The 13,725-nt window shown below is 56.2% G+C and carries 11 protein-coding genes; 7 read left to right on the top strand and 4 right to left on the bottom strand.

The features are described from left to right. Positions 1–31 precede the first annotated feature (31 nt). The 3 genes from ACR0NW_RS21630 to ACR0NW_RS21620 all read right to left on the bottom strand — a co-directional run bounded on the left by ACR0NW_RS21630 (position 32) and on the right by ACR0NW_RS21620 (position 3,975). Positions 32–664 carry a polysaccharide biosynthesis/export family protein gene (locus ACR0NW_RS21630; protein WP_480732056.1) on the bottom strand — a complete coding sequence of 211 codons (633 nt, stop codon included), beginning with the start codon at positions 662–664 and terminating at the stop codon, positions 32–34. Positions 665–762: 98 nt separating this feature from the next. Further along, entirely contained in the window at positions 763–3,213 is a 2,451-nt protein-coding gene (locus ACR0NW_RS21625) for a tetratricopeptide repeat protein (protein WP_480791921.1), read from the bottom strand. A gap of 72 nt (positions 3,214–3,285) precedes the next feature. Continuing rightward, positions 3,286–3,975, bottom strand: coding sequence for a sugar transferase (locus ACR0NW_RS21620; RefSeq protein ID WP_480732061.1), 690 nt, complete (start codon positions 3,973–3,975; stop codon positions 3,286–3,288). Positions 3,976–4,643: 668 nt separating this feature from the next. Between ACR0NW_RS21620 and ACR0NW_RS21615 the strand changes: the two genes are divergently transcribed. The 4 genes from ACR0NW_RS21615 to ACR0NW_RS21600 are packed head-to-tail and all read left to right on the top strand — an operon-like array spanning position 4,644 to position 8,765. Further along, complete coding sequence (locus ACR0NW_RS21615) at positions 4,644–5,501, top strand: AAA family ATPase (RefSeq protein WP_170656572.1); 858 nt, start codon at positions 4,644–4,646, stop codon at positions 5,499–5,501. Between the two features lies 1 nt (position 5,502). Continuing rightward, positions 5,503–7,044 carry a GumC family protein gene (locus tag ACR0NW_RS21610; protein WP_480791920.1) on the top strand — a complete coding sequence of 514 codons (1,542 nt, stop codon included), beginning with the start codon at positions 5,503–5,505 and terminating at the stop codon, positions 7,042–7,044. Positions 7,045–7,075: 31 nt separating this feature from the next. Beyond that, positions 7,076–7,900, top strand: coding sequence for a CpsD/CapB family tyrosine-protein kinase (locus tag ACR0NW_RS21605; protein WP_170656568.1), 825 nt, complete (start codon positions 7,076–7,078; stop codon positions 7,898–7,900). Next, complete coding sequence (locus tag ACR0NW_RS21600) at positions 7,881–8,765, top strand: glycosyltransferase family 2 protein (RefSeq protein ID WP_480791919.1); 885 nt, start codon at positions 7,881–7,883, stop codon at positions 8,763–8,765. Before ACR0NW_RS21605 ends, ACR0NW_RS21600 begins: the two co-directional genes overlap by 20 nt. 64 nt (positions 8,766–8,829) lie before the next feature. Here the strand turns inward: ACR0NW_RS21600 and ACR0NW_RS21595 are convergent, their stop codons facing one another. Next, positions 8,830–9,351 carry a VPLPA-CTERM sorting domain-containing protein gene (locus ACR0NW_RS21595; protein ID WP_480791918.1) on the bottom strand — a complete coding sequence of 174 codons (522 nt, stop codon included), beginning with the start codon at positions 9,349–9,351 and terminating at the stop codon, positions 8,830–8,832. A gap of 660 nt (positions 9,352–10,011) precedes the next feature. Here ACR0NW_RS21595 and ACR0NW_RS21590 point away from each other — a divergent pair. Genes ACR0NW_RS21590 through ACR0NW_RS21580 form a run of 3 tightly spaced genes read left to right on the top strand, consistent with a single transcriptional unit; the run spans position 10,012 to position 13,528 of the window. Then, entirely contained in the window at positions 10,012–11,016 is a 1,005-nt protein-coding gene (locus ACR0NW_RS21590; protein ID WP_170656562.1) for a UDP-glucuronic acid decarboxylase family protein, read from the top strand. Between the two features lie 2 nt (positions 11,017–11,018). Continuing rightward, a complete protein-coding gene (locus ACR0NW_RS21585) occupies positions 11,019–12,506 on the top strand; it encodes a hypothetical protein (RefSeq protein ID WP_480791917.1) in 1,488 nt (495 codons plus the stop codon). After that, on the top strand, positions 12,503–13,528 hold the full coding sequence (locus ACR0NW_RS21580; protein ID WP_480791916.1) for a glycosyltransferase family 2 protein: 1,026 nt from the start codon (positions 12,503–12,505) through the stop codon (positions 13,526–13,528). The genes ACR0NW_RS21585 and ACR0NW_RS21580 overlap by 4 nt, the downstream gene beginning before the upstream one ends. Positions 13,529–13,725: the final 197 nt, after the last annotated feature.

Below are 13,725 nucleotides of genomic sequence, written 5' to 3'. Positions count from 1 at the left end.
CCTTTTCCCAATTTTCCCCACCTGTTAGCCCCTATTCGAACAAGCGGCGTGCTGGCACTACAATAACGTCTCCGGTCTTGAGTACTGTGCCACCACTAATACTGTTGCCCGTGCCATCATAGTTATAGATAAACTTGGTCATCACGCCTGTTTTTTTGTCTGCCCGCCGCAGTTCGATACGTTTGCGGGCCGCGAATCTTGTTAGTCCCCCGGCCTCGGCCAGAGCCTGAAGAATGGTTGTTCCCTTGCTGGAAAGGAGTTTGCCTGGCAAACCGACTTCGCCGGTCACGAAGATGTCGATCGTTGGGCCCGTTGGAACAGTCCCCTGATTCAGTGGCGGCGGCGCCAGCGATGCAATCGAGACAAATACGGTCGGCGGTGTATTGAAATTGCTCGACAGCGCGGACGTCAGAGAGTTCTTCAGCCCGTTCACCGACTGGCCTGCGGCACGCACCGCGCCGACAAGCGGAAAGCTGATTGATCCGTCCGGCAGAACCAGAACGGTCCGGTTCAGAGTCGGATCTTCAAGGACCTCAATCTGAAGCGCATCACCTGGCTGTATCTGATATGAGGAGCTTTGCGCAGAAACACCCGTTGAAATCATCATAGAGATGATGAGAGCGATAAATGATCCGATAACTGTCCGCATGTTCAAATCTTTCACTTTTTCCCCCTTATGCCTTTTTCAAATTCACGAAACAATCCACAGGAGTCTCGTCGGTTGCAGGCTGCGGCAGAAATGCAGCGGATTCACCGGCACGCTTATTGGCCGGTGTCACTTGTTGTGCGCAGCCGTTCAATTTCATCCTCAAGCGCAGATGTGACATCCGGAGAATGCCCAAGGGCCTGAGCCGCCTGATATGTGCGCAGGGCATCTTCGTTTCGGTCAAGGGCGGCATAGGCCTTGCCCAGATGGTACAGAACCAGCGGCTGATCGGGGAAAGCGCGCGCTGCGGGCTCGAGATAGATGAGCGCCTCGTCGTAGTTGCCGACCCGATAGGCGATCCAGCCATATGTATCCTGAAACGCGGGAATACGTGTACCGCGCAAGCGCCGCGCCAGGATTTGCGCGCGCTGCAGACTTTCATCGTCACTGCGGTGGGTTGTCAGAAGGCTTGCCAGATTGTTGGCCACGACCAACGAGTGGTTGCTGAGCGGGTAGAGCTTCTCATAAACGGCGATTGCCTGATCCAGATCCCCGTCGCGTTCATGAGTTGCCGCAAGAAGCATCAGCACTTCCGGACTCTGAGGTAGTTCATTCAATGCCTCAGACAGCACGGCCCTGGCATCTTCCGGCTTGCCGTGGCGGGTTTCCAGCGTATGAAGCGCAACCCAGACCTGTGCCGTGTCCGGATAATCCGCAAGGATTTTGCGATAAAGCCCCCTAGCTTCATCAAGCTTGTTTTCACTGGTCAGCGCACGCGCTTTCACGAATTGCAGTGGCAGTGAACCGGGGTTTTCCGCAAGCTTCTGGTCGAGACGCCCGAAGGCGCCTTGTGCATCGCCCTGCGCCAGCATCGAACGGATGAGCGCGATATCGGCTGGAAGGCCAAATTCGGGATCGTCCGCCAATTCGTTCAGGAAGTCCGTCAGGTCATCCGACCGGTTCTGAGCTGCCAGCATTTGAGCCCTGAGTTCCTTGGAAACACGCTGCGCCTCCGCTTCGTCCAGATCGCTGAGCGAGTTCAGCACGGCCTCAAGGCGCCCCCAATCCTGCATTCTCAGATAGATTTGCCCCAGCAGCGGCAGAAGTTCCCGGTTGTCCGAGTTTCGACGGAGGGCATTGATCAGAACGCTTTCGGCGATTTTGAGATCGCCCTCCGCAATCAGATATTGGGCATAACTCAGCGACTCTACTGTCGCGCCCTGAGATGTTTCCGCCGCAAGCGCCAGCATTTCACCCATGAGCTCCCGGTCGCCATTGCGCTCGTGCGCGCCGGCCATCAGGGTCATCAGTTGCGGGTCCCGCGGAGCCTCGCCAAGTGCTTCACGTAACAGGGCGATGGCGTCACCGGTATTATCTTCTTCGATCAGCCAGGCAGCCTTGAACTTGAGTGCATCCACCTGCGTGGCGTCCTCCGAAAGGATCTTTTCGATCAGGGCGCGGCCCTCTTCGGACTTGCCGGCCTGGAACAGCATCCGGGCGAACTCCACCTCGTTTTCACGGGTCTGAGTGGTGCGTTCGGAATTTTCCACCAACTCTTTCATCTCGGCAAGCGCGGTTTGCTCATCGCCCGAATGGAATTTCAGTGTCGCCCTTATGGTCTTGAGTTTTGGGGTGTTCGGTCCGCCCTGCGCGATAATCGCGTCCATTTCGGAAATCGCTGCCTGCGGGCTGCGATATTCATTCAAGAACGCAACCAGTCGCTGCGCCGGGTGATAGTCTTCGGCCTGAGGAGCCACTTCCTCCCGCAGCACCGCCTCGGCGGCATCCAGATTGTCCCGATCGATATAGTGCTGAACCAGCATCTGCTCTACGCCCCGGTCGTCGGGGTAGATCAGCATCATACTTCTGAGTTGTTTTTCGATTTCTGCAGGCTTGTTCAGTTCCTGCAGCGCCCGAATCCGGATCGCATAAAGATTGTCCTGTTTCGGGGCAACGACCAAAGCTGCATCGACCTCGTCCAGCACATCGTACCAATCCTGTTTGCGAACCAGAGAGTCGATCACGATATTGCGCGCGGTCATCAGATCCGGGCGTTCCTTGATCAGTTCGCGCGCGGTATGCACGGCAAAGTCCGTACCCGCAGCGCTGCCATCCCGAACCGCATCGGTGTAAGCCAAAGTGTTGTTGATGGCCTGGACTTCGATATTTTCGGGCTCCAGCTCGGCAGCGGCGGTACCATGGCGCCTCACGTCCTCCCAATTGCCCACTTCCAGCGCCATTTCGGCCAGGGCGAACTGACTTTCGAAATTATCCGGGAATTGTTCGACCAGCCGCAGGTACTGACCATAGGCAATCGGGATATTGCCGCGCTCACGCTCCAGCCGGGCAAAGGTCAGGCGGGCCTCTTTGTGCCGACCATTCAGCTTGAAGACATTCCTGAACTCGACCAGCGCGCGCTCGACATCCCCCTGCTCCAGATGGGCCATCCCCGCCTGGAAATGCGCCTCTGCCCGTTCCTCGGCCGAGTCGCAGGCGCTCAGAAACAGGGTCGCAGCGAAAAGGGCAGCTGTCAGACGCTTACCGATGGAAATCCCGGTTCTGCTCATTGCTGCACTCCCGCAAAAATCAGTCACGAAAGGTTCGCGGCTGGCCGGATACGCCCGGAGCGAACCTCGGCCTCAACAGCCGGTGCCGCGCAAAACGACAAAGATGGTCCGGGTCAGAATGGAAAGATCGGTGCCAAACGACATGTTCTTCCAATACTCGATATCGTGGTGCGCACGTTCGGCAAATGAAGAGTTGTTGCGTCTGGAAACCTGCCACAACCCCGAGATGCCCGGGCGCATGGCATAGTAAAGCTTGCTGGGATACAGCTTCTGCTGGTTCACCATCATCGGGCGGGGACCAATCATGGACATCTCACCGACAAGAACGTTCCAGAATTGCGGCAGTTCATCCATCGAAGACTTGCGCAGAAACGAACCCAGTTTGATGACGCGCGGATCATTGCGAAGCTTCTGGTTGCGGTTCCACTCTTCTCGGGCCTCGGGATTGTCCGCCAGATGCTTTTCAAGAACCGCCTCGGCGTCATTCACCATGGTGCGCAGTTTGAGCAGGTTGAAAATCTTGCCGTTCTTACCGACCCGTTGCTGCCGGTAGAACGGGGTCGCACCCTGACAGGCAAGCAGCGTGGCAAAGATCAGCACCAGCGGCACGGCGATCGGCGCCGAAACAAGGACGAACACAATATCAAGGATGCGTTTTCCCATGCTTTTGTAAAACCCCGGATAGTGCGCCGAGGTCGGCATCGCAGGAATTTTAGAGTAGCCAACGCCAGCGTTGGCAACCTCTTTTGAATGACTTGTCACTATACAAACCCCCAACACACACAAATACTCACGAACCACCTACACACCCAGAGACCACTTACACTCAGCACTAAGCCTCAAAATTTTATACAAAATCTATTATATTTTTATGTCTATTTCAGACTCTGCCCGTATTCCATGCTCGGCAAGCCTCCTTTTGTTAATTGTTAACAAATTCCCACTGGCTTGCAAAACATTAATCACCCCTCAGCGCGTCTTAAGCCCATGAAATGATGGTTGCACAAAGCACTTTCAGTACAAGGCGACTGTGTCGGAAACAGGATGAAATCAGCGTGATTGTGCAACATTTCGGCGCAATAAGGCGGCTTTCTTGGTTTTGATGCTGTGAGAGGGGCAAATCGGGAGTGGCAGGACATTGAGAATCGTCGACCACCTCCAATCATAGTATCCCGGCTTTTTGGGGCGATTCAGGGAAACAATTGTGGAAAACTGTTTCAATTGGGGCACCAGCGAGGCCAATGTATCGCCTGAGGAAATTAGTGATGCCTGCCGCCTTGATGTTGTGGCAGAATAAGAGCCAAGTATTTGTTGGTTCGTGTGATATCTCTGCATTGTGTAAGGATTTGCTGGTGGTTCAGGGTGCAAGTTTGGGTAATCTCCGGGAAACCAGGATTAATTTTGACAAAGCGGAAGGCGACCGTGGCGCCATGGCTTCCAGCGATGGATTCTATTTAGATTTCTTCGGGCTCGACCGGCGGCCGTTCACGCTGCTGCCGGATCCGGGGTTCATGTATTGGTCGCCCCTTCACAAGCGCGGCTACTCGATCCTGCAGTTCGGCATCATGAGCTGCGCGCCGATCACGGTCCTGACCGGAGAGATCGGCGCCGGGAAAACAACCCTGATCCAGCACCTCCTCAGTGATATGGAAAACTCGATCACGGTCGGACTGATCTCGAATGCTCAGGGCGGACGCGGAGAGCTGCTGCAATGGGTGCTGCATGCCCTGGGCCTGCCGATCGAAAAAGACGCAACCTATGTGCAGATGTTTCAGGCGCTGCAGGATTTTCTTATTTCGGAATATGCCGAAGGGCGGAGGGTGGTCCTGATCTTTGATGAGGCGCAGAACCTGACCGTCGAAGGTCTGGAAGAAGTCCGCATGCTGACCAACATCAACTCCAACACGGATGAGTTGATCCAGCTTGTTCTGGTGGGTCAGCCCGAGTTGCGGGATCTGGTTCTGGACCCCAAGATGCGTCAGCTGACACAAAGGGTAGCCGCAAGTTTTCATCTGGAGCGGATGGATGAGGTTTCGGTCGAGCACTATATTAGTCACAGGATGAAGATTGCCGGTGGTTCAGGCGAGGAGTTCACCGAGGAAGCCTGCAAGCTGATTTTTCACCGGACTCATGGTGTGCCGCGCCTCGTGAATCAGTTCTGCGATTTTGCCCTGCTCTATGCCTGGACAAATGAGGCGGAAAAAGTGGACGAAGAAGTCGTCAATCAAGTGATCAACGACGGTGTATTCTTTGGTGGGAATTCCCTTGAGAAGGAGCTGACAGTCTGAGATGGGCCCGGTTCGCTATTACATTTCCATTTTTCTGAGACGCTTTCCGTATTTCCTCATCGTGGCCATGATCGTGTCGGCGGTTTCGATCATCGTCGCAATGACCTTGCCGCCCACCTATGTTTCGCAAATGCGGCTGATCGTTGAATCCCCTCAGATTCCGGGCAATCTGGCCGCCAGTACCGTGACGACACCCGCAGCGGAACAGCTTCAGATCGTCGAGCAGCGCCTACTGACCCGACCGGTTCTTCTGGACATTTCCCGCAAGTTCGACGTGCTGCAGGATCAGTCCGAGGCAAGCCCGGATCAGATCGTGGATGCATTGCGTGCCAAAACATCCATCTGGATCAGCACTGGCCTCAACCAGGCCAATTTGATGACGATCAGCTATGAAGCCAGGACCGGTCAGATTGCGGCCGGTGTATTGAACGAATATCTGACCGAAATCCAGAAACTTGACGTGTCTTATCGCAAGGAGCGGGCCTCGGATACGCTGGAATTCTTCGAGCAGGAAGTGGATCGCCTGAACGACGAACTCGACAAGCGCAGCGCCCGGATTCTCGAGTTCAAGAACAAGAACTCGGGCGCATTGCCTGACAGTCTTCAGTTCCGGCTGGCGCAGCAGGGGGCAATGCAGACCAATCTCGAACAAACGGACCAGCAGATATTTGCGCTCCAGGGGCAACGGGAAAAGCTTGTAAAGATCTATAGTTCGACCGGGCAGGTTGTCGGTGTCACCCAGCAAAACCTGACCCCGGCGCAGCAACAGCTGAGTCAGTTGCAGACGCAGCTCGACAATCAACGTGTCATCTATTCTGAGAACAATCCGCAAATCAGATTGCTGCGCGCCCGGATCGCAAAACTGGAAGAGATTGTTGCTGCTGAGCAGGCGGCCAATCCCACGCAACCGGATGCGCAGACGGGTAACTCGGCTCTCGACATTCAACTGGCCCAAATCGATTCACAGATTGCATCGCTTCAGGATCAAAGGGTCGTGATTGAAGAGCGTCTTGGAGAACTGACGCTGACAATCGACCAGACACCGGCCAATGCGATCACGCTTGCAGAGCTGCAGCGCGACCATGATAACATCCAGTCCCAGTATAATGCCGCCATCGCCCGCCTAGCGGAAGCCTCGACCGGAGAACGGATCGAAGTGACGTCCCAGGGACAGCGCATCTCCGTGATCGAACATCCGTCCGCGCCAACCGAGCCCTCCAAACCCAATCGCCTGATGATTGCTGGCGGAGGAACAGCTTTTGGCATCATGCTGGGGCTGGGGCTTGTCGTTTTGCTGGAACTCCTGAACCGGTCCGCGCGCCGGCCGGAAGACCTGATCAACAAGCTCGAGGTCTGGCCAATCGCAACCATCCCTTATGTGCGCTCCCGAGGTGAGAAAATACGGTACCGACTTATCTGGGTTCTGGTTATTTTGGCAATTCTGATTGGTGTTCCCGCAGGGGTCTGGGCCGTACACACGTATTATCTGCCCCTGGATCTGATCGCCGAGAGAGTGATCGACAAGTTGGAGGTTTATTGGTGATTTTTGCTCCTACAAGTTCGGAGAGGGTGTAATGGACCGTCTTCAGGTGGCAATTCGAAAGGCCCGCGAAGAACGCGCAAGCCGCCAGAGCGAACCGCTCGCGCTAACCGAGGAGCAGCACTATGTTCCATCGGGAGACGAAGATGATGCCTGGCAATCCCTGCCCGAGCTGAAAATCGACCAGTCTCTTGTGTCACGCAAGCGTCTGATTGCCTATCGCGGCGGGCCCGATGCCGGGCCTTATGACATGCTGCGGACAAAGATGTTGCAGCAGATCCTGTCCAACGGCTGGCGCCGTGTGGCGCTGACGTCCCCCTACAGTGGATGCGGGAAAAGTACGGCCGCGGCAAATCTTGCTTTCAGTCTTGGGCGGCAGGAGGACCTGCGCACGGTCGTGATCGACTTTGACATGCGGCGCAGGGGGCTGGCCGAGATACTGAAGCAGACCGGCGGTCACAGCATGGCCGACGTCATTCACGGAAAAGTACCGTTTCGGGAGCATGCCCTGCGCCACGGCAAGAATGTGATCTTCGGATTGAACTACACCCCGACACGCAACCCGGCGGAAATCCTGCAAAGCCGGTGGGCGATCGAGGCGCTGGAACGGATCGAAGCCGAATACAAACCTGATATCATGCTGTTCGATACACCGCCGCTGATGGCGAGCGACGACAGCCATGGGTTTCTGAAAAACGTTGACTGTGCCCTGCTGTTGGCCGCGGCCGAGGAAACCAGCATTGACCATATAGATGTGGCAGAACGGCAGCTGGCCGAGCTGACGCAGGTCATGGGGATCGTGTTAACCAAATGTCGCTATATCAGCGGAGCCTTTGGAAATGAGTACGGCTCGTACTGATCCGGCTCCGGCGGACGCGGTCATCATTCCCCACTACAACGACGTCCCCAGGCTGGAACGATGCCTGCGGGCGTTGATGGAGAATGAAATTGCCGACACCGAAATCGTGGTGGTGGACAACGCCTCTCCAGTTTCGCTGGACGGGCTGCATCATACCTTTCCCGAGGTGCGGTTTATTATTGAGGCCCAAAAAGGCGCTGCACATGCCCGAAACAGAGGGGTTGCCGAGACAAAGGCGCAACGGCTGTTTTTCATTGATGCCGATTGCGTGCCCGCGCCTGACTGGCTGACGGTCGGACGCGAGATTGCCAACCGGGCCGATCTGATCGGTGGCCGGGTCGATGTCTTTGACGAAACCCCGCCACCGCGCAGTGGAGCGGAAGCATTCGAGGCGGTTTTTGCCTTCAACTTCCGCAGATATATCGAAGTTCAGGGATTTTCCGGAGCTGGCAATCTGTTGACCCGCCGCGACGTGTTTGACGCGATCGGCGGATTCATCAACGGCGTATCGGAAGACCGGGAATGGACCATGCGCGCAGTGTCCCGGGGTTATGACCTGATTTACGAAGACCGGTTTCGGGTCAGCCATCCGTCCCGGCAGGACTGGCCGGCGCTCAAAGCAAAGTGGCGGCGGACGACTCAGGAGGCGTATCAGTTGAACGGAACCGGACCCGCCGCACGCCTGCGATGGGCAATCCGCGGGTTGGCCATGCCTGCAAGTGCCATGGTGCATACACCCAAAGTTCTGACCAGTGACAAGCTGGATTCAACGGGCGAAACCCTGCGGGCCATTGCAACGCTGATCCGGCTTAGATGCGCGCGTATGATCTGGATGTTACGCCAGGCGGCAGGGCGCTCAATCTGAGCGCCTGACGTAACTGAAAAGGGGCCGCGAAACGGCCCCTTCCACAACAATCAGAAATGTAATCTCAGGCCGCAGTCTTGCGGCGACGCGTCAAAGCAAGACCACCAAGTGCAGTCAGCAGCAACAGGCCGCCCGCAGGCAGCGGAACCGCAGCCACGTCAAAGTCAAAGGTGATCGGCCCACCGGTCGCAGATGCGGAATCGGACCAGCTGAACACCAGATTCTGGCCTTGCGTGTTGGCGCTGGTGAAAATCGTATCCAGCGTTGCAACACCAGCCACAAGCATGACCGACTTCAGAGCTGTATTGGTTGCAGCATCAACCCAGGTCATCGTCAGGTTGGAGAAAGAGCTCAGCACGCGCATCGTGACAGACGCATTCGCGTTACCGACAGTATCGTATGGCGATGTGAAATTTACCGAATAGGCACCTCCGCCGCCATTCGTTGACACTGTACCGGTAAAGAAGTTGTCGGACGTAATATCATAGCTGCCGCCACTCGTTACCGACGTAATCGCACTGGCTGATCCGGTCATCCACACGGCCGCAACAAGTGCAACAGCCATCGTTTTTAAAGCTCTAAGCATCTAATCCTCACCCTTATCCCTAGTTACACACACCCCTTCGGGGGTGGCACTTATCTCTTAGGAATTAGTACTTTATTTACAGTGTGGTGCGAAGCCTTTTTTGGAGAATTGGGGCATTTTTAGGGCAACATAGGGCGCTGAGTGACGCAATTATGCCTCAAATCCGACTTTGTTTCGGTTTTGTAAACAGGCTCTGCCGCACTTGATGATGTATCCGAATCTCTGAAGCCCGGTCGGCAATCGGGCAGGCTTGGCGAACCGCAGAACCGGATTCTGGCGTGGATCAGAATAGCACTATTACGTTCGCGATCCCCGTGAAGACCCAACTGCGGCGGGCTCGCCATGGTAGCCGATGTTTTCACACCAGCGATGACTCCGGTAAACAATTCAGGACCATTCCGGATGATTGTGGAGCTTTGCACAACATCCGAGACCACTGGTTTTTCCAAAGGAAATGAAACAGCACGAAATCCGGACATCCCAGACATTTATTCTTCGTTGCTCCGAAAACTTCGTGTAATTTCGATCAAGCTGTACATACTGAGTACAGGCGCTCAGTTTGCAGACGGAATATGCATTTTGTCCGTTTGGAGTGCCTGATCTTTTTTGAAAGCCGATACGGATGCCTGCCGGTCGGCATATAACTGCAAGAGAACGCTAATGAACGCGTCTGATTTCGATCCCAACGACATAGACCTTAACGCCAAGCGAATCCTGGTGACAGGAGGGGCCGGGTTTCTGGGCTCGCATCTGTGTGCAACCCTGCTTGAGCGGGGGCACGAGGTTCTGTGTGTCGACAATTTCTTTACCGGGCGACGCGGGAATCTGCGCCACTTGCTGAGCAATCCCCGCTTTGAGGTCATGCGGCACGATGTGACCTTCCCACTTTATGTCGAGGTGGACGAAATTTACAATCTGGCCTGCCCCGCGTCACCTTTCCATTATCAGCACGATCCGGTGCAGACGACCAAGACGGCCGTGCACGGTGCGATCAACATGCTGGGGCTGGCCAAGCGGGTTGGCGCCCGGATTCTGCAGGCCTCGACCTCCGAGGTTTATGGCGATCCGCAAATCCATCCGCAGACCGAGGATTATGTCGGCCACGTCAACCCGATCGGGCCGCGTTCGTGCTATGACGAAGGCAAGCGCTGTGCCGAGACGCTGTTTTTCGACTATTACCGGCAACATAATTTGCCCATCAAGGTGGCGCGTATCTTCAATACCTATGGCCCCAACATGCATCCCGACGATGGGCGCGTGGTGTCCAACTTCATCATGCAGGCCCTGGCCGGAGAGCCGATCACGATCTACGGTGATGGCAGCCAGACCCGATCCTTCTGTTTTGTGTCCGACCTGATTGGCGGGCTGATCCGGCTGATGGAATCCCCTGAAGACGTGACCGGACCGATCAATCTGGGCAATCCGGTGGAGCTGAGCATCCGCGAACTGGCCGAAGCCGTGATCCGCATGACCGGTTCGAAATCGGAACTGGTGTTTCACCCATTGCCGCAGGATGATCCGATCCAGCGCCAACCCGACATCACCCGCGCCCGCGACCAGCTGGGCTGGGCGCCTCAGGTGCCGCTGGAAGAGGGGTTGGAAGCGACTATCAGTTATTTCCAGCGCATAGCCATGGCGGCGGGGAACGCTGCAGAACGGGCGTGAGCATGGCGGTTTTCTCTGATAAACCGTCCATGAGGATCGGAGTGTTCCTGCTGTTGATCGCAGTCATACTCGCCGGCCTGTCAGTACTGCTGATTAATGGTGGCCCTCTCTACTACTATGATACCGGCAGCTATATCCGTCAGGGGAACGTAGCGCTGAACACCATCTTCCCCGATATTCAGGAAGCCGGCGGCGCAGTCGCGAGTTACAATACCGACGATGACGGCACGGCAAGCGGCTCCCGCTCGGTGATCTATGGGCTGATCATGGCCGCGTTTTTTCGGGTCAACGCTCTTTATGCCATTCCATCAGTGCATTTGGCGGCAACGGTTCTGGCCGCCTGGCTGCTGGCCAGAACCGCTGGCCGATACCTGGAAAACAACCGGCACACGGCTGTGTTGACAACGGTTCCTCTGCTCGTGGCCGCTGGTGCCTCGCTGCCGTTTTATATCGCATACATGATGCCCGACATATTTGCGCCCATTCTGCTGATTGCCATAGCCGCGCTTACGGCATTCGGCCAGAAGATGGCATTATGGGAGCTTCTGCTGATATCCTGCATAGCGTTGTTCGCCACGGTTTTGCACCCTTCCCATATGGCGGTCCAAGGGTTGATGATCCCCCTTGTCTTCCTGGCTGCATTGACACAGAAGGCACCGGGCCGCTGGCGTGCACTGGCTTTTCTTGTGGCGGTCTGCGCGCTGTCAGTCGCCGAACGTAAGGCATTTCAGATTGCCGTGGAAACCACGACCCAAAAAGAAGTCGTCTATGCCCCCCATATCACCGCCCGGCTGATTGTTGACGGGCCGGGGATGGATTATCTGAACGAGGTTTGCCCGGACGAAAGCGTGCCCACATGTGCGCTGCATGAAGCACTTTCATGGTCAGATGACCCGTATCGGCTGACGGCATCACATATTATTTTCGAGTTGTCTCCAAACCTCGGGTCTTTCCGGCTCATGTCACTTGACGACCAGAAACATGTCGCGCTTTCTCAACGGGATTTCGCCATGGCCGTCTTTCTGTCGCGGCCTGTCACGACCTCCTTCGCCCTCGCGGAAAATGCGTTCCAACAGCTTTTGAACTATAGTATCGGGATGACCATTCCGACAGAGGACATGTTGGAAAATGCGCGTCGGCTAGCCAGATTGGACGAATCTCGATTTGATCTGATCCAGGGTGGGCCACTTGCACAGGATCATGGCTGGATCACATACGTCGATACCTTCCACGAAGTCATTTATGCACTCTCGTTCGCATTCATTCTGATCATATTGCTCTGGCCCGGCAGCGTCGCACGAGAGGTAAAGCTGTTCGCACTGTTTGTCTTGCTTGGAATCGCGGTCAACGCTTTGGTTTGCGGAGGCTTGGCGCAACCCGCAGACCGATATGGGGCACGGGTGATGTGGCTGTTGCCGTTCACGGCCACCTTTCTTGTCCTTGCCAGGTGGCCATTGGCACCTCAATCCAGAAGCAGAGAGATCTCATGATGCCGGACCCTTCCCTTTCGATCAGCGTGGTGATGCCCGCCTACAAGGCCGAGCACCTGCTGCCGCGCGTCCTGCCGCCCCTGATTGAAATGCTGAGCGCAGGTCAGGTGCAGGAAGTTCTGGTGGTGGACGACCAGTCCCCCGACGGCACTGCGGCATTGGCCCGAGAGATGGGGGCGACGGTTCTGACCACACCGGTGAATGGCGGCCCCGGAGCGGCCCGCAATCTGGCCGCCGAGCACGCCACGGGGGATATTCTGTGGTTCGTCGATTCCGACGTCATTGCCTGGCCGGATGGGCCGGAACACATTCGCCGCGCGATGTCCGAGGACAATGTCGGGGCGGTGTTCGGCTCGTATGATGATGCGCCGGACGGGCAGGCCTGGTTTTCGCGCTACAAGAACCTTCTGCACCGCTATCACCATCAGCGCGCCCATCGCGAGGCGCGTACCTTCTGGGCCGGTTGCGGCGCAATTCGCCGGGATGTCTTTCGCGAAGTGGATGGGTTTGACGTGAAGACCTATGAAATCCCGTCGATCGAGGACATCGAACTGGGATATCGCATCGCCGAAACCGGGCGCCGCATCCTTGTCGAGCCGCGCCTGCAGGGCAAGCACCTGAAGGTGTGGACCATGCGCAACAGCCTGAGTACGGATATCTTCTGCCGCGCGCTGCCCTGGGCCCGGCTAATGATCTCGCGCGAGGGGCTGACAGACGACCTCAACACGTCAATGGCCGAACGGTTGCGGGCCGCAATAGCGGGGCTTTTACTGCTGTCAGTTCTGGTATTGCCGGTCTGGCCCGGACTGTGGCCCCTGCCGTTTGTGTTGCTGGCTATGGCCTTTGTCGCCAATCTCGATCTGGTCCGCACAATGGCGGGGCATGGCGGGCCGTGGTTTGCGTTCAAGTGCCTGCTATACCACCAGTTCTATTACGTCTACTCGGCCAGCATCTATGTCTGGTGCCTGTTCGAATATCATGTTCTGGGGCAGAAGCAGAAGCTGCAGGTTACACGGAATTGACGTTTTGGACCCGGATATGTTCAGGGCAGGAAGACACCTTCCGATCTTCAATGTTGTATGGCCCTGGCTGACTACGCTTTGCGGATATCGATAACTACACCGAACGCCGCCGATTGATGGAAAGGTTTATCAAACTAACGGCAACAATCTTACCGGAAGTCTCGCAACGTATATGAAATCCTTGAGGTACTCTCATT

The organism is Ruegeria sp. CF5, assembly GCF_056537325.1.
The sequence above is the reverse complement of the archived record's forward strand: the minus strand, read 5'-3'. Positions and strand labels throughout refer to the sequence as shown.